Annotated in this window: 14 protein-coding genes and 1 pseudogene; 6 read left to right on the top strand and 9 right to left on the bottom strand. The window is 29.4% G+C overall.

Annotation, left to right across the window (positions count from 1 at the left end; all coding sequences use genetic code 11):
* Positions 1-69: 69 nt before the first annotated feature.
* From ITB9_RS08150 to ITB9_RS08135, 4 genes are read right to left on the bottom strand one after another with little or no spacing between them, the layout of a single operon-like run.
* On the bottom strand, positions 70-864 hold the full coding sequence (locus tag ITB9_RS08150; protein WP_028289633.1) for an anti-sigma factor domain-containing protein: 795 nt from the start codon (positions 862-864) through the stop codon (positions 70-72).
* A 4-nt stretch (positions 865-868) separates the two neighbouring features.
* Complete coding sequence (locus ITB9_RS08145; RefSeq protein WP_028289634.1) at positions 869-1,405, bottom strand: RNA polymerase sigma factor; 537 nt, start codon at positions 1,403-1,405, stop codon at positions 869-871.
* 50 nt (positions 1,406-1,455) lie between these two features.
* Positions 1,456-2,469, bottom strand: coding sequence for a UDP-N-acetylmuramate dehydrogenase (murB, locus tag ITB9_RS08140; RefSeq protein WP_054851838.1), 1,014 nt, complete (start codon positions 2,467-2,469; stop codon positions 1,456-1,458).
* Positions 2,469-3,659: a pyridoxal phosphate-dependent aminotransferase gene (locus ITB9_RS08135; RefSeq protein WP_054851837.1), complete on the bottom strand. Its 1,191-nt coding sequence runs from the start codon at positions 3,657-3,659 to the stop codon at positions 2,469-2,471. Before ITB9_RS08135 ends, murB begins: the two co-directional genes overlap by 1 nt.
* A gap of 134 nt (positions 3,660-3,793) precedes the next feature.
* Here ITB9_RS08135 and ITB9_RS08130 point away from each other — a divergent pair, with 134 nt between their 5' ends.
* The gene (locus ITB9_RS08130; RefSeq protein ID WP_261975586.1) at positions 3,794-5,125 is read left to right on the top strand and encodes an aspartyl protease family protein; all 1,332 of its coding nucleotides are present in this window, start codon (positions 3,794-3,796) and stop codon (positions 5,123-5,125) included.
* A 56-nt stretch (positions 5,126-5,181) separates the two neighbouring features.
* Here ITB9_RS08130 and ITB9_RS08125 read toward each other — a convergent pair whose 3' ends face one another.
* Entirely contained in the window at positions 5,182-5,607 is a 426-nt protein-coding gene (locus ITB9_RS08125) for a DUF1573 domain-containing protein (protein ID WP_028289638.1), read from the bottom strand.
* A gap of 183 nt (positions 5,608-5,790) precedes the next feature.
* Between ITB9_RS08125 and ITB9_RS08120 the strand changes: the two genes are divergently transcribed.
* Both ITB9_RS08120 and ITB9_RS08115 read left to right on the top strand, forming a co-directional pair.
* Entirely contained in the window at positions 5,791-8,427 is a 2,637-nt protein-coding gene (locus tag ITB9_RS08120) for a valine--tRNA ligase (protein ID WP_054851835.1), read from the top strand.
* Positions 8,428-8,668: 241 nt separating this feature from the next.
* Positions 8,669-9,385: a hypothetical protein gene (locus ITB9_RS08115; RefSeq protein ID WP_054851834.1), complete on the top strand. Its 717-nt coding sequence runs from the start codon at positions 8,669-8,671 to the stop codon at positions 9,383-9,385.
* A gap of 100 nt (positions 9,386-9,485) precedes the next feature.
* Here the strand turns inward: ITB9_RS08115 and ITB9_RS15615 are convergent, their stop codons facing one another.
* From ITB9_RS15615 to ITB9_RS08095, 4 genes are all read right to left on the bottom strand, one after another.
* A complete protein-coding gene (locus ITB9_RS15615; protein ID WP_054851833.1) occupies positions 9,486-10,403 on the bottom strand; it encodes a PKD domain-containing protein in 918 nt (305 codons plus the stop codon).
* A 239-nt stretch (positions 10,404-10,642) separates the two neighbouring features.
* A complete protein-coding gene (locus ITB9_RS08105) occupies positions 10,643-11,221 on the bottom strand; it encodes a hypothetical protein (protein ID WP_054851832.1) in 579 nt (192 codons plus the stop codon).
* Positions 11,222-11,310: 89 nt separating this feature from the next.
* A complete protein-coding gene (locus tag ITB9_RS08100) occupies positions 11,311-13,878 on the bottom strand; it encodes a CHAT domain-containing protein (RefSeq protein ID WP_082396124.1) in 2,568 nt (855 codons plus the stop codon).
* Positions 13,853-14,284: a hypothetical protein gene (locus tag ITB9_RS08095; RefSeq protein WP_054851830.1), complete on the bottom strand. Its 432-nt coding sequence runs from the start codon at positions 14,282-14,284 to the stop codon at positions 13,853-13,855. The genes ITB9_RS08100 and ITB9_RS08095 overlap by 26 nt, the downstream gene beginning before the upstream one ends.
* A 156-nt stretch (positions 14,285-14,440) precedes the next feature.
* Between ITB9_RS08095 and ITB9_RS08090 the strand changes: the two genes are divergently transcribed.
* From ITB9_RS08090 to ITB9_RS08080, 3 genes and pseudogenes are all read left to right on the top strand, one after another.
* A complete protein-coding gene (locus ITB9_RS08090) occupies positions 14,441-15,004 on the top strand; it encodes an RNA polymerase sigma factor (RefSeq protein WP_054851829.1) in 564 nt (187 codons plus the stop codon).
* Positions 15,001-15,813: a hypothetical protein gene (locus tag ITB9_RS08085; protein WP_054851828.1), complete on the top strand. Its 813-nt coding sequence runs from the start codon at positions 15,001-15,003 to the stop codon at positions 15,811-15,813. Before ITB9_RS08090 ends, ITB9_RS08085 begins: the two co-directional genes overlap by 4 nt.
* Before the next feature lie 220 nt (positions 15,814-16,033).
* Positions 16,034-16,873 (top strand): annotated as a pseudogene (locus ITB9_RS08080) (hypothetical protein); the annotation flags it as partial.

The raw sequence follows: 16,873 nt of genomic DNA, 5'->3' as shown, positions 1-16,873 counted from the left end.
AGTATAAACAAAAAGACCTACAACTTAAATTAGTGAGGCTTTTTTATTGTTATTTTATTTTAATTCTACTTACTCATTAAGTTTTAAAGATATCTCTGCAACAGGAGTATCGTTTGAGCGGACTGGACTTCCTCCTTTAGGCTCTATAGAAATGCTTAGTCCTAAAGCATCTTCTGTATATGGAATTTCTTGAAGTCTTCTATCAGCTTCACTCAAAACACCTAAGTTTACCATTTTACCTTGTAATTCTGCCCAAATTTGATATACTTTATCATCAGGTAATTGTGGTAAGGATACAACATCAATCATAGATTTTTTTTCTTCTGGATTAATGTAGGCTACCGTTTTTAAGTTTTTAGCTCTAGTATTTCCTTTTAAAACGTATTTTTCAGTTTCAGGATTGTTTAATTGCTTAAACTGATCTAGTAATTGTTGTAATGTACTGTTGTTATTTGCAATATCACTTCTAAGATCAAAAATCTCATCTGCAATGGTTTGGTTTTCGCTTGATAATTCTTTGTTTTGGTTATAAAGATATACAGAGCTTCCAGCAAATAGTAATGCAGCAACACATGCAGCAATTGCTAAACTGTACCATTTTTTAGTACGTTTAGGTTGTAAAGTAACTACAGGTTTGTCATCTAAAGCTTCAAAAATATTATCTAATACTAATTTAGGTGCTTTTACAGCATTTAATTGAGTTGTAAATTCTAATTGGTCTTGCAACCTGTTGTAAGCTTTTTTAACTTCCGGAAATTCTGAGATATAATGTTCAACCTCTAAAGTTTCGCTAGCAGTAGTTTGTCCTATTAAGTATTTGTTTAATAAGTCAGACTTTAAAAATGTATTTATTTTCTCATTCATCATTCTACAATTGAGGGTTGTAAATTTTTTTTAATTCACGTAATGCAATTTTTAATCTTGATTTGATAGTTCCTAACGGAATATTCAACTCATCACTTGCTTCTTGTTGGGTCATACCTTCAAAAAACAGTGCATTCACGACAATCTGATATTTTTGGTCAAGCGTGTTTAAGTGTTTTTTTATGTCTAAAACATCCTCGTTTAAACTATTAGTTGTCAATTTATATACGTTAGAGTTTTCAATTTGGACTTCTTTATTTGATTTATTATTTACAGATCTAATTTTATCTATTGCAGAATTGTATGCAATACGATATAACCAGGTAAATAATTTAGCCTTATCAGGATTATAACTTTTACCTTTTTTCCAAACTTTTATAAGGGTTTCTTGAAGCACGTCTTGGGCTAAATCATCATCCGAGATTACCTTTTTTATAACACCAAACAATGCGTCAGCATAGTTTTCGTATAATAATGTTATGGCTTGTTTGTCACCATTTTTAAGATGTGCTATTATATGTTCTTCTATAGAGAAATTCAAGCTATTATTTAGGGTTTGTTAGTCTAAAGTTTTAAATTGAAGTCCGTTTATTAAAAAATATTGACTTCGGTTTCAATTGAAATATTAAATATACGATAAATAGTATGTTGTATCAATTTTGAAAGCTCTAATATATCCTTTCCTTTGGCATTATCATAATTTACTAAAACTAAAGCTTGTTTTTTATGGACTCCGTAATTGTCAAAAGTTTTTCCTTTAAAACCAGCAGTTTCAATTAACCAACCAGCAGGAACTTTTACTTCTGTTTCAGAAATAATATAATGTGGAGCATCAGGGAAATTTTGTTGTAACTGTATAAACGCCACTTTACTAATGATTGGATTTTTAAAAAAACTTCCACTATTACCAATTTCTTTTGGATTAGGTAATTTGCTATTGCGTATCGCTATTACAGCTTTTGAGACCTCCTGAATAGTAGGCTTTGAAACATTCATTACTTCTAACTGAGAACTAATAGCTCCGTAATTAGTGTGTAATACGTGATTTTTAGTTGTTAGTTTAAATGTGACATTAATTATGATGTATTTGCCTTTTACACTTTGTTTAAATATGGAATTACGGTAACCAAAATTGCAATCTTGATTGGTGAAAATTTCAGTTTTTAACGTTTCTAAGTTTAGTACTTCACAGGTGTAAAAATTGTCCTTAAGCTCTACGCCATAAGCGCCTATGTTTTGTATTGGACTAGATCCAACGTTGCCAGGTATTAAAGAAAGGTTTTCTAAGCCTCCAAAATTTTGTTGCAAAGTCCACAATACAAAGTCATGCCAATTCTCGCCTGCTTTTGCTTCAATAAAAACATGGTTTTCTGTTTGGGATACAATTGATTTTCCTTTTAAATCTAAATGAATCACTAGCTTGTCCATATCCTTAGTCAAAAGCATGTTACTTCCACCTCCAAGAATGAATTTTTCTATGTCTTTTTCAGAAGAATAAACAGCGATTAAGTCATCAATAGTTTTAACCGAAACAAATTGTTTGGCTTTGACATCAATACCAAAAGTATTGTATGGTTTTAAGGATATGTTATCTAATATTTGCACTAATCTTTATATACTTTTAAAGCTTGTTTAATAATATTTACAGCTTTTTTTAAGCTTTCGGTGTTTAAAACGTAAGCTATACGGATTTGGTTTAATCCAACTCCTGGTGTGCTGTAAAATCCAGCAGCAGGAGCAACCATAACAGTTTCTCCGTCAACATCAAAAGACTCTAATAACCATTGCGCAAACTTATCACTGTTTTTAACAGGTAGTTGTGCTATGCAATAAAAAGCACCTTTTGGGTTAGCCACTTGTACACCTTCAATTTTATTTAATTCTTCAATTAAAACGTTTCTTCGTTCTACATATTCTTCAATAACATCATCAAAGTAACTTTGAGGTGTGCTTAAAGCAGCTTCACTAGCAATTTGAGCTAGAGTAGGAGGACTTAATCTTGCTTGAGCAAATTTTAATGCTGTAGCAATAACCTCTTTATTTTTAGAAACTAAACATCCAATTCTTGCTCCACACATGCTATAACGTTTAGAAACCGAATCTATTACAATTGCGTAATCGTCTAGCCCATTTTCTTGTAGTATTGAATAGTGTTTTGCTCCATCATAAGCAAACTCGCGATAGACTTCATCTGCAATTAAAAACAAATCATGTTTTTTAACAATGTCTGCTAGTTTTTTTATTTCTTCTTTTGAATATAGGTATCCTGTTGGGTTACCAGGATTACAAATTAAAATAGCTTTTGTTTTAGGTGTAATAAGTTTTTCAAACTCCTCAATAGCAGGTAAAGCAAAATTGTCTTCTATTTTTGAAATTACAGGTACAACCGTTACACCAGAAGCAGTAGAAAAACCATTGTAATTTGCGTAAAATGGTTCTGGTATAATTACCTCGTCATCAACATCCATAATACTTCCAAAAGCAAAAAGTAAAGCTTCACTACCACCTGTTGTAACTATAATGTCATCATGTTTTACATGGATGTCATTTTTTAAATAGTAATCAGCGATTTTATTTCTATAACCTTCAGATCCTTCAGACCTTGTGTAAGCTAAAATGTCTAAAGAGTGAACTTTAACAGCATCAAGAGCTACTTGAGGAGTCTTAATATCAGGTTGACCAATATTTAGATGGTATACAGTTTTTCCTTGTTGGTATGCTTTTTCAGCAAAAGGAACCAATTTTCTAATAGGTGATTGAGGCATTAATTGCCCTTTTTGAGAAATTTTTGGCATTTTCAAAATTGTTTAGATTGCAAATTTGCAAAAAATAATTGTAAGTATTCTTTAAAAAAATAGTTTTAAAATGGTTTTAATGTAAAAGATTAGTAAATTTCAGTTGTACATAATTTTTACACTAATAAATGCTTTTGAATCGAATATTTATACAATTATTTCTACTGTTTTCTTTAACCGCTTTTTCTCAAAGTCAATATAAGTTAGTTGAAGGTGTTAAATCTGATAAAATAAGGTTTCAACTTGTTAATAATGTCATAATTATCCCTGTTAATGTTAATGGAGTTGATTTAAAATTCCTTTTAGATACAGGAGTTAATAAGTCAATAATTTTTAATTTTTTGAAAGATTCAGATTCATTGAAAATTTTGAATGCAAAAAAAATAAAACTTAAAGGTCTTGGTGATGGTGAATATGTAGAGGCTGTAAGGTCAAGTCATAATACATTTACTATTGGAAATGCAATAAATAAAAACCAAGTATTTTTTACAATTTACGATTCAAATTTAAATTTTGGGCCTAAATTAGGATTGCCAATTGATGGTATAATTGGTTATGATCTTTTTAAAGATTTTATAGTCGAAGTTAATTACTCAAACCAATATATTAGGTTGTTTGATCCATTTAAATATAAATATAAGAGATGTGCTAAATGTGATGTGGTTAATATGAGTCTTTTTGGAAACAAACCTTACATACAAGGAAAGGTTGAGCAAGACTCTAAAGAGTTACCAGTAAAATTATTAATAGATTCTGGTAGTAGTGATGCATTGTGGCTTTTTGAAAATAAAGAAAAGGGATTACGCATCAATACTTCTTTTTTTAATGATTTTCTGGGAGCCGGTTTGAGTGGTAGTGTTTATGGAAAACGATCTAAAATTAAGAAATTTAGTATTGGAAAATTCACATTTGATAATCCTAAAGTCGCATATCCTGATTCTTTATTAGTCAAAACTTTGACAAGTAGACATGATAGAGATGGATCAATAGGTGGTGAGGTTTTAAAGAGGTTTAATTGTATTATTGATTATCAAAATGCTAAGATTACACTTAAAAAAAATAGCTTAAAAAAATTGCCATTTAACTATAATAAAAGTGGTCTTCAAGTGGAAAATGATGGTGTTAGATTGATTAAAGAGATAGATGTTAATTCTAGTGGAGGTAGTTTGTCAGTTGTTAATGGTAATATAGTCAGGGTTGAAGCTGTTGTAGGGCCATCTGAGAAATATATAGTCAAGCCATCTTATTCTATTAAAATTATTAGAGAAGGTTCACCTGGAGATTTAGCAGGATTGAGAATTAATGATGTTATTATTTATATAAACGGAAGGAGTACGCACGACATGACTTTAAAAGAATTAGTAAGTTATTTTTATAAGAAAGCAGGAACTAAATTAGAAATAAAAGTTTTGAGGTATGGTTTTGAACGTGTTTTTAATTTTGAATTAAAATCTCCAATAGAGTAAATAAAAAAAAGCCGAAAACAATATGTTTTCGGCTTTTTAAATAATATTAGTGAGGGTTATTTTTCCATCACACTTTTTCCTTTTTTCTCTAAAACACTAGTTTTAGAAGGATCAATAACTGTCCCTTTTATTTTTAAAGATACTGTTGGTGTTTCAGCATTAGATAAAACAGTAATCGTTTTTCTAATTGGCATTACTCTATTAGTATCATATTTTACTTCAATTTCACCAGTTTGACCAGGCATAATTGGATCTTTTGGTTTTTTTGGTACTGTACATCCGCAACTAGAACTAACTTTAGATACAATTAAAGGTGCATCACCAGTGTTAGTAAATTCAAAAGTTCTAAGTCCGTTAGCGCCTTTTTCAATTGTTCCGTAATCTATAGTGGTTTCTTTAAACTCAATTTTCGCCATTTTTTCTTGGGCATTCATTGACAAACTAACTAGTCCGATAAATAATATTGTAAATAATTTTTTCATTATATTAAGATTTTAGGTTCGTAAATTTAATCACTTTTTATTCCTCTTGCAAAATTTTTAGATGTAATGCACACTTGCAAATGCTTATAGCGTATTTATCGATACATTATTCATCATTAAAATTTTCCAAAAACAGAAATATAAGTACTTTTGTAAGATATATTTCAAAAACTATTCCAAAGTATGCAAATTCCATCAAAATATAATGCTATTGAAGCAGAAAACAAGTGGTACGATTACTGGATGAAGAATAACTATTTTCATTCTACTCCAGACGAAAGAGAACCATATACCATCGTAATTCCTCCACCAAACGTAACAGGAGTCTTGCATATGGGACACATGCTTAATAATACTATACAAGATGTTTTAATTAGACGTGCACGTTTACAAGGTAAAAATGCGTGTTGGGTTCCTGGTACAGACCATGCTTCAATTGCAACCGAAGCTAAAGTTGTCGCTAAATTAAAAGAACAAGGTATAGACAAAAATGACCTGACACGTGACCAATTTTTAGAACATGCTTGGGAATGGACGGAAGAATATGGAGGCGTTATTCTTGAACAGCTTAAAAAATTAGGTTGTTCTTGCGATTGGGACCGAACCAAATTTACGATGGATGACGATATGTCTGAAGCTGTCATAAAAGTGTTTGTAGATTTACACGAAAAAGGTTTAATTTATAGAGGTTACCGTATGGTTAACTGGGATCCTGAAGCAAAGACGACTTTGTCTGATGAAGAAGTTATCCACGAAGAACGTCAAGGAAACCTTTATTATATAAATTATAAGATTGAAGGAAGTGACGATACACTGACTATTGCAACAACACGTCCAGAAACAATATTTGGAGACACAGCAATCTGTATAAACCCAGAAGATGAGCGTTTTGTGCACTTACGTGGAAAAAAAGCCATAGTACCAATTAGTAATCGCGTAATACCAATTATCCAAGATGAATACGTAGATCTTGAGTTTGGTACAGGTTGTCTAAAAGTAACTCCTGCGCACGATGAAAACGATAAAAACCTTGGAGATAAACATAAACTTGAGGTTATAGATATTTTTCATGAAGACGCGACATTAAATAGTTACGGTTTACAATTTGAAGGTCAGGATAGATTTGTAGCAAGAAAAAATGTTGCAAAAGAATTAGAAAATATAGGTGTTTTAGTAAAAACTGAAACACATTTAAATAAAGTAGGAACCTCTGAACGTACTAAAGCAGTTATAGAGCCAAGATTAAGCGACCAATGGTTCTTAAAAATGGAAGAGTTGGTTAAGCCAGCTATTGAGGCGGTTTTAGGTGAAGATGCAGAAATTAAGTTATTCCCGAAGAAATTTGAAAATACCTACCGTCACTGGATGGAGAATATTCGCGATTGGAATATTTCTAGACAATTACTTTGGGGACAACAGATTCCAGCGTATTTCTATGGTGATGGAAAAGAAGATTTTGTAGTTGCAGAAACGATAGAGGAAGCGCTTGAGAAAGCTAAAATCAAAACTAATAATTCAGATTTAAAAGTCGAAGATTTAAAACAAGATACAGATGCATTAGATACTTGGTTTAGTTCATGGTTATGGCCAATGTCTGTTTTTGATGGTATACGTAATCCAGAAAACGAAGAAATAAAATACTACTATCCAACAAACGATTTAGTAACTGGACCAGATATTTTATTCTTTTGGGTAGCACGTATGATAATTGCTGGTTACGAGTATAAAGACCAAAAGCCATTTAATAACGTATACCTAACAGGTTTAGTACGTGATAAGCAACGTCGCAAGATGTCTAAATCTTTAGGTAACTCACCAGACGCTTTAAAATTAATTGAAGATTATAGTGCAGATGGTGTTCGTGTTGGATTACTTTTAAGTAGTGCAGCAGGTAATGATTTGATGTTTGACGAAGCGTTGTGTCAACAAGGTAAAGGTTTTGGAAATAAAATTTGGAATGCCTTTAATCTTACTAATTTATGGGAAGTTAGCGATAGTATTTCGCAGCCAGAATCAAGTAAAATAGCTTTAGATTGGTATGAGTCTAAATTTAGTGAAGCATTAGTTGAGATTGAAGATCACTTTAGTAAATACAGATTAAGTGACGCTTTAATGGCTATTTATAAATTAATTTACGACGATTTTTGTGGATGGTTACTAGAGATTGTAAAACCAGCATACCAGCAACCAATAGATGCTATAACTTATAATAAAGTAATGGCAATATTTGAAGATAATCTTAAGGTATTACATCCATTTATGCCTTTCTTAACCGAAGAGATCTGGCAATATATTGCTGAAAGAACTCCAGAGGAAGCATTAATTGTTGCTAAATGGCCAGAAGCAAAAGCAGTATATAAAGAGATTGTTTCTCAATTTGAATTTGCATCAGAAGTTATTTCAGGAATTAGAACCGTAAGAAAAGAAAAAAATATAGCCTTTAAAGACGCTATAGGTTTTTCGGTAATTAATAACGAAAATTCTAATACAGATTTTGATGCAGTTATAGCAAAGTTAGGTAATTTAGAGTCTATCGATTATGTAAGTGAGGCTGTAGAAGGTGCATTGACGTTTAGAGTAAAATCCAACGAGTATTTTATACCTATGGAAGGTGCAATTGATGTTGAGGCAGAAATTAAAAAATTAACCGAAGAATTAAATTATACGGAAGGTTTCTTAAAATCTGTTCAAAAGAAACTCTCTAACGAGCGTTTTGTGGCAGGAGCACCAGAACAAGTCGTTGCAGCAGAAAAAAAGAAAGAAGCAGACGCTTTAGCTAAAATTGAAACATTAAAGTCTAGTTTGTCCAATTTGAAATAAGTGTTGGACTAATATATACTAAGCCTCTCCATTTGGAGAGGCTTTTTTTATTTGTTAACAATTTAAAATATCAATAGTTTTAAGTCGTTTAATTAACAGTTTTTAGTGAATTTAGAGGTGTAAATGTTAAAATGTTGATTTTTATGTTAAAACAGGTTTGTTTTTTGTGACTATTTTATAATAAATCTTTCTATGTTACTCTATCTGTCCGATACCTTTGTATCAAACCAAAATTGAAACTATGAAAAATTTAAAAAAGACAATCGGACTATTGACATTAACAGGAGTATTATTTACATCTTGTATGGATGAGAAAAAAAATAATAATTCTGAAGAAATAACAGATTCTGAAATGAATCAAAACGCTAATGTAGAGCAAGAATTAAAATCAAAGACTTCAAGTACTGATAAAATGTTAGCTACAAATAGTAACGATTTAAAGTCAAAATCTAATACTATGACCACTACCTCAGGAGCTGTTGTAAGTAGAACACTAAACACTAAGGTTAATGCTATGCAAATTAGTGGTTGGGATGCCTTTAATACGTTGTCGGTAGAGATGAAAAAGTTAGAAGGAACTGATTTTGCAACAAAATCTGCAGCCATTCCTAATTTAGAAGCAACTATAGCAACATTACAAAGTACACGTCCAGATTGGATGAAAACTGAAGAAATAACCGAAGATATAGAAGATGTTCAGAAAGAATATAAGGAATATATTGAAGAACAAAACGGTAAAGACAAACGTAATGTTAGAAACCTTGAAGAATTAAACGAAGCTTATGACGATTTAGTTGAAGAAATTAATGAAACTTTTGATGAGTACGTTACCATTAATCGTAAAGCAAATGAAGAGTTTAGAGAAGAGATGGAAGATGATGGAGATGTTGATGACGCCAGAGAGGAATATAACGAAGAGATTAAAAAACTAAATAAAGTAGCAGACGATAAGAAATAATTTTATAGTTGATTTTAGATTAAAATGAAAAGCCTTTCCAATTTTGGAAAGGCTTTTTTTTTGTTAACGATTAATTGATTAAAGTTATTTAATAATGACATTAATTTGAAATAACAACTTTTTTTGTATCAGTAATTTTTCCGTTTCTCAATAATTTTAGGATATATATTCCGGGTTTAAGTTTACGAACATTTAAGGATGTTTTTTCATTTTTATTTAAAGAGATTTTTTCTTTAATTTCTCCATTCATGTTAAAAACCAATATTTCTGTTTTAGCGTTTTTATTTATTAGATTTTTATCAATTTCAATATTTAAAGTATCCTTTAACGGATTAATGCTTATTTTAGAGAATCCACCTGTGCCTCCTGGGTGTAAATCTTCTGTTCTGCTAAAAGAACATTGATTCCCTTGTGAGTCTGTAACTGTTACAGTTGCTGTGACTTCCCAAAATCCTGAACAATTTGATAAATCGACATATGGTTGCTCATCATACGACCAAGTGTAATAACCAGTTGATTGACAAGTGAATTGCCAGAAGTATGTTGGGTTACTCCAACCAGAATTTATAATAAGGCTTCCATTTGGAATAAAGAATTTTACATTTTCGTTTCCTAATAAATTAAGCTGAGTAATGCTATTAACGTTTCCACAAGGTTCAATACAATTAATGTTTAATGTTTTTGTAGTAACATCATTACAGCAATCTCCTGTGGTATTATTAAATCCAACAACGGTTAATCTTACTGAATAATTTCCATTACTTGAATAGCTATGTGTTGGGTTTTGTAATGTAGAATTAGTTCCATCACCAAAATCCCAAAAATAACCAAGTATTGTTGTCGTTGTATTAGAGGATGGGTTTGCATTAAAAACAACTGTGTCGCAGTTTGATTTATAATAACTGAAGTTAGATGTTAATTGACAGGAATTTATGTTTATATTTTCTTTTTTGTTTTGTGCTTTAATATTCCCTGTTGAGGAGATTAGTATTAGTAATAAAAAAAAATAGTTTTTCATATATAAATAGTTTTGATTTTTAAAATCTGAATATTTTAAGACGTAATCTCAGAACAATAAAAATATGTTAAATATTAGATTGGTTTGTTTTAAGTTGAATTCGGTGCTTTGAGCATTCGTTTAGTAAACATTTAAGAATCTATTTTAATTAATTTTTAAAATTTAGAAATTCTTAAATGTTTACTTAAGTATTATTCTAATGTTTTAATAAGATAGTTTTAATACAAATTCTTTCATTGTTACATAAAGCTTAGAGGGCTAATTTCTCCATCATTACAATCATCAGTAGGGTTGTCAGATAGTGGTTGTTGTCCCCAAAAAGCTAGATAGCCAGCTTTATAACCCTTAGTATTGTCGTTGTCAGATGAACTAGGGTTACACCATTGTCTAAAGTCATTGTAATCAGTAGCCATTGTTTGTAAAATAATGCCAGAATTGTTGAAAGTTTGTGACTCAATACTTAAATGGTCAATAATTGTGAATGTTGGATCATTCATGTCTTCATCTGAGGGATGAGCATTGTGTTTAAATGTTAATGAAAGTGTTTGGCATTCTGGATATTCATAATCTTCAATAACTTTATTATAGTCTTCTATATATTTTTCAATACCTTTTTTATATCCACAATCATAATCTAAATTACTGAAAATTCCAAAACCTCCAATACAAACATATCTAGCCGAAGTTTCAGTGTCTGAATTATTAATAATTTTAGTTTCTTGGAAGTTTTTTTTATCTTCGGAAATTTCTGTTTTACTACAGTTAAATAGGGCTAGGGTTAATAGGGTGATTGAAATAAAATAAACCTTGTTTTTCATAATAAATAGTTTTAATAATTAATTAAATGCTTCTTGTTTTTATAAGAAGTTTGATAAAAGCTATCTTACTAGCTCTTTCAATATTATGTTCAATTAAACTTTATTATGTTACCCAGCATTTTTGATTTTTTTATAAAAAAAAATAACAATACAACTATGGTTAGGGTTATCGGTATTGTAATCAGGTAGTTGTAATTTTTTTTTAGTTGTATTGCAGAGTCATCTCCAATTAAAATTAAAGATGACCAGTAATAAGGAGATGCTTCACTTAAATTATGTGTTTTTAAATAGTCTAATTTTGCTTGTCTTAAAGCAGCGCTTTTTGTGAAGCCTTTTTTTAAGTACTTGTAAAAATTAATTGTAATTTCAGAGTTAGATTTGTCATTCACATTCCAAAGTGATGACACGACACTTTTAGATCCAGATCTAAAAAAGCCTCTAGCTAAACTAAAAACACCTTCTCCTTTTTTTATTTCTCCTAAGGATGTTTTACATGCATTTAATACAACTAATTCTGCTTGATTTTTGGTTTTGTAGATATCTTCAAGATATAATTTTTGATCTTTAAAAGCTATCCAAGGGTTTATAGAGTCGCTTGCATTAGCATGAGAAGAGATGTTTATAATATTAAAATCGTTAATATTTCCTTCAAATTTTTTTAAAACTGCTAGTTCTTTTTCAAAATTTTCACCATCTAAAATTTCGGATATTTCTTCAGATTCAATAAGACTATAATTAAGTGTCTCTAGTTTGTCATAATTAAATGCGTAAGGTGCAAAACTAATAAGCTGTTTTTTGGGCTCTCTTTTAATTATATTATTCTTAATTAAATAAGAGTAGGAGTAAATATAAGATGTTTCAAAAGTTTCAATTAAAAATTTGTTATTATAATTCAAACTTTCAAAAGGAATATTTTGAAGGTTGTAATCTGGACTAATTATTAGTTTAGTAAAGTTGTTTTTATCTAATTGATAAGGTAGTATTGTCTTAGTTATGCCTTTTGATAAAGCCTCTAATTTTTTTAGATTACTTCTTTTTGTTGTTGGTTGAGATACTAATTGTAAATAGGATGTTATGTCCTTTGCTAGAATATCTAAATCACAAATTTCATATAGTTTTGTGTCATGTTTTGATACGCTTATTAAATAACCAAAGTTATCATTAATAATGTAATCTAGTAACACTGTGTTTAAGGGTAGATTATTTTGAACTTCTTTTAAATCCATGATTTTAGATTCATTAGAAAAATCTACTGTTTTGTAATCAGACATTTTAATGTTTTTAAAGATTTCAAAGTTTATTTCATCGTTTGAATTGTATTTTTGTTTGTTAATATTTTCAAGTAATAATATGGCTTTATTTTTTTCTATAAAATAAAAAGCAGATTTAGTGTCATTTAAAAAGTAACAAGTTTTTGTTGCTTCTGTAAAAAGTCGTGTAGCCTTTTCTTGCCAAAATAATTTTGAGCTAATGCTATTGCTTTCATATCTTACTAAGTCAAGTAGGTAGTCACATTTTTTAAAGGTCTTTAATGCGTCTTCGTATTTACTTAATTTGTTTAAAATAATACCTTTGTCTATTAATTTATTAAGTAAATAAAATTTGTGCTTATTGTTTCTTAAAGGTTTTTTATCTTCAATTATGGTTTCTATGGACTTATTAATATTTTTAAGCGAAAGTTTTAATTTATCATTTTGTTTGTAATAGCTAGCGATGTTATTGTACGTGGTTGATATGTCAAGTTTTCTTTTTGAAAATTTTAAACTTTGTTTTAAATAATTAATTGAGTTATTATTATTTACTAATAAGTGTAAATAACCAATATTGTTAAGTATTTCAGATATACTTATGGAATCATTAATTTTTTTTGCAAGTTTCAAACTTTTGTTATAGTACTCTAGACCTTTTTTAAAATGATTAAAGCTATTTAGTTTTAAGTTTTCGGTATATAGATTGCCGAAATGTTTGTACATATTTATAACTCTGTTATTATGATTTTTTACTTTATGATTTTTCAGAGTTTCAATACCACCTTGAAGAATTTGAACACCTTTATTAAATTTTTCTTCTGTTTGAAATTTTTTAAGATTAATACTTGCGTTTTCGCAGCTTAATAAATAAATAATTAAGTGGTTGTTTTTTGGTAGAGCAAGTACTTTATCGAAGTATTTTTCAGCATTATAATAATCCCCTAGTCTAAAAAAAATCTGTCCAATTTTTCTATAAGCTACAGCTGTATATTCTTCGCTTTCATTGATTAATGTAGTTAGGTAATAGTAATATAGAGCTTGGTAGTACTCTTCCTTTAAGAAATTAAAAAAACCTAAGTTTTTAATTATTTTTTTTCTTATTACATTATTTTTTTTGGAGTAAAAAGAGGCTTTAGTCCTTTGTTTTTCATTTATAAGTATGGCTTTTTCAATGTGATTGTTTTTTTTTAACCACCTAGAATATTCATGTATATCATAAAAATTGTCGTAATTAAAATTAGAAAAGAGACTATCTAAGATAGTCTCTTTTTTTTCTTTAGTATATTCTTTAGAATTAATAGTTTCTAAATAGTAGCTCGAATTTTCTTGTGAAAATACTTTGTTGCAAATAGTTAATAATATTAAAAATTTAAATATGTTTTTAGTTAAAAGGCTCACTGTCATCATCTCTGTATGGATTAGGGTCTATGCCATTTGGTATACCGTCAAAATCACAATCGGCATTATACCAAATTGGGTTTTCAGGATCTGGTATGCTTCCTGTTGAAGATTTACAAGGGTCATTTGGATCTGGGTCTGATTCGTCTGGGTCACCATCACCATCTTGGTCATCATCACCATTTTCATCTAGGTCACCATTTGCACTATTATCATCATCAGTACCTCCTCCTTCTTCTTCTCCATGTTGGGTACAATCACATGGGTTAATAGCAGTAAATCTCAATGATTCTTCACTTAAATCTTCTTCATTTAATTCATCCTCAATATTGTTAACGCTACAGTTAAAAAGACATATTACAAGTGTTAGTAGTAATATTCTTTGAGCTGAATAATTTACTTGTTTAGTTTTCATATAAAAGTTTAAATTTATTATGTTTTACATAATCCAGTTCATAAATATATATATTTGTTACCCAAGTCCAAATGTTTTTTTAGCCATTTAAAATGCATACTAATATTTAGGTCTAATTTTTGTGGCTAACCTCGTGCTAATCAATAAATGCTTTTAATGAATAAAAATCATTACTTTATTACTGGTTTACAGACCAAAAATGAAAAAGTAATACTAGAAATATATAAAACTGTTTACCCAAATGTTAAACGGTTTGTATTACAAAACTCAGGTCAAGAGCCAGATGCAGAAGATGTTTTTCAAAAAGCTATACTGCAAATTATGGCTCGATTACAAGTTCAAAACATACAAATTAAATCTACATTTGATGGTTATTTATTTACAGCATGTAAAAATTTATGGCGTCGTGAGTTAAATAAAACAAAAAATGTGGTAACAATTAATCAGTCTATTGAACCTGATCATGATATTAACGATTTGGCACAGTCAATATTAGAGCAAGAAAGGTGGGAGTTTTTTCAAGAAAAGTTAGAGTCGATTTCTGGTAATTGTAAGCAGGTATTACAGCGTTTTTTTAAAAAAATGCCTTATAAAATTATAGCTAAAGAGTTAGATTATAATGATGAAAATGTGGTTAGACAGCGTGTGTTTAAGTGTAAAAGTAAATTAACAGAAATGATTAAAAGTGATAGTCGTTTTAATCAATTAAAGACATTATGAGTATATCTGAGAATTTAAAAATACAGGTGGATGATTATTTGGATGGTTTAATGACTGATTCTGAGTTGTCAAAATTTACAGAAGAATTATTTTCTAATTTAGAATTGCAAGATTATTTAGCAATTAATAAAGAAATGCGAATTCAGTATAATGATGAGGATTGGCAGTTTTTAGAAAAACCATCTTCAGATGAGTTTGACGATTTAACTAGTTATCTTAATAGTGATGATGCTAAGTTGTTGAAAAACAATTTAACAAAGGTCTCCTCTGCGTATAATAAGGATAATAATGCTCAGGCATCAAAAACAAATAAGGCTAAAGTTTATTCCTTTTTTGCTATTGCGGCTTCTATTGTTTTGATTATTGGTCTCTTTATTTTAAATCGTGATACAAATTTGTATAATAACTACAACTCTTGGGAAGAATTACCATCTTTAATAGAAAGAGGTGATGTACAAAGTGATGTATTGCAAAACGCTGAAAACGAGTTTATTAGTAAGGATTACAAAACAGCAAATAGTTTGTGTCTTAAAGCACTTGAAAACCCAAGTTTAAATAATGTAAATGTTTATTTGTATTTAGGGATTACTCAGCTTGAATTAGGTAAACATGAAGAAGCTATAGCAACTTTTGATAAAATACTTGAAAGTGATAGTATAGACTTCTCTAAAGGGTATTGGTATAAGGCTTTGGTGTACTTGAAATTAGATAATATAGTTGAAGTAAAAAAGCAACTTAAAATTATCTTGAAAGATAAAAATCATTATATGTATGAAGAGGCAATTAAAATCTATAGTAAATTAAAATGAAACTTAAGGATTTTTGTAAGAAATACCTTTAGTTTGTTGTGGTAAATTCCTTTTTTTATGGTGTTTTTTTTGCTTTTTAACACCTTTACTAAAAACAAACATGTCTTTAATCGTAATTTTTGGCTATTTATCGAATGATGTAAAATGCTAACACTCAAAGTTTTTAAGCTAGCTTCTAATTTTGTTATTTTCGTTGTTCCCTAAATATAAACTAATTAGTATGCTCACTAAATCTCAATTATTATTAATGCTTTGTGCATTAATATTACCTACTTATTTATTTGCTCAAACAGGACCAGGTGGTGTCGGAAATTCTACTGTAAATGGTTTGTGGCTTAAAGCGGAAGATATCAATCAAACGGATGGATCCATAGTTTCTAATTGGCAAGATGCATCTGGTAATAACAATCATGCAAATCAAACTATAACAGGAGAAGAACCTTCCTTTGTTAGTACTTCGTCACTTAATAATTATCCAAGTGTTAGTTTTAATGGTGTAAGAGATTGGCTTAGAGTTGAAGATAATGATATATTAGATGGAACAAACTCTATTAGTTATTTTTCTGTTGTTAGACCTCAAGGGTTAAGTAGTAGTAACAATGTACATGCTATTTTAAGTAAAAGAATTACTTATACAGTTAATACCAATTATGCTTATTCTTTCTTTTTTTATAATAGAAGAATGACTAATGACGTAGTAACCAATAATAACCGTTTTAGTACTTCTCAGACATTTGTTGATAATCAAAATCAAATTATTGGTTTTGATTTTGATGGAAGTAATCCTGCTAGTTCTAGAAGTTCTATTTTTAATAACGGAAGTGTTTTGTTAACTGCTAACGAAGCCTCTACAAGCATTGTTAACTCTAATCAACCTTTAACCATAGGAACGATGAATGTTAATTATAATCGTTATTATAATGGTGAGATGTCAGAGATTATACATTATAACTATAAGTTAACTCAAGCTGAATCTATGATTGTAAATAATTATTTGTCAGCAAAATATGATATTACTTTAACAGCAAATGACTTCTACACACAAGACAATGCTGCTAAT

It is taken from the genome of Olleya sp. ITB9, assembly GCF_001315805.1.
Taxonomy (GTDB): domain Bacteria; phylum Bacteroidota; class Bacteroidia; order Flavobacteriales; family Flavobacteriaceae; genus Olleya; species Olleya sediminilitoris.
Note: the sequence above shows the minus strand (reverse complement) of the source record. Positions and strands in the feature narration are given on the sequence as shown.

What these genes read in the sequence shown, in the direction of transcription:
- ITB9_RS08150 (WP_028289633.1), bottom strand. Translation starts at nt 864, where the DNA reads ATGAATGAGAAAATAAATACATTTTTAAAGTCTGACTTATTAAACAAA.
- ITB9_RS08135 (WP_054851837.1), bottom strand. Translation starts at nt 3,659, where the DNA reads ATGCCAAAAATTTCTCAAAAAGGGCAATTAATGCCTCAATCACCTATT.
- ITB9_RS08125 (WP_028289638.1), bottom strand. Translation starts at nt 5,607, where the DNA reads ATGAAAAAATTATTTACAATATTATTTATCGGACTAGTTAGTTTGTCA.
- ITB9_RS08120 (WP_054851835.1), top strand. Translation starts at nt 5,791, where the DNA reads ATGCAAATTCCATCAAAATATAATGCTATTGAAGCAGAAAACAAGTGG.
- ITB9_RS08115 (WP_054851834.1), top strand. Translation starts at nt 8,669, where the DNA reads ATGAAAAATTTAAAAAAGACAATCGGACTATTGACATTAACAGGAGTA.
- ITB9_RS15615 (WP_054851833.1), bottom strand. Translation starts at nt 10,403, where the DNA reads ATGAAAAACTATTTTTTTTTATTACTAATACTAATCTCCTCAACAGGG.
- ITB9_RS08105 (WP_054851832.1), bottom strand. Translation starts at nt 11,221, where the DNA reads ATGAAAAACAAGGTTTATTTTATTTCAATCACCCTATTAACCCTAGCC.
- ITB9_RS08100 (WP_082396124.1), bottom strand. Translation starts at nt 13,878, where the DNA reads ATGATGACAGTGAGCCTTTTAACTAAAAACATATTTAAATTTTTAATA.
- ITB9_RS08095 (WP_054851830.1), bottom strand. Translation starts at nt 14,284, where the DNA reads ATGAAAACTAAACAAGTAAATTATTCAGCTCAAAGAATATTACTACTA.
- ITB9_RS08090 (WP_054851829.1), top strand. Translation starts at nt 14,441, where the DNA reads ATGAATAAAAATCATTACTTTATTACTGGTTTACAGACCAAAAATGAA.
- ITB9_RS08085 (WP_054851828.1), top strand. Translation starts at nt 15,001, where the DNA reads ATGAGTATATCTGAGAATTTAAAAATACAGGTGGATGATTATTTGGAT.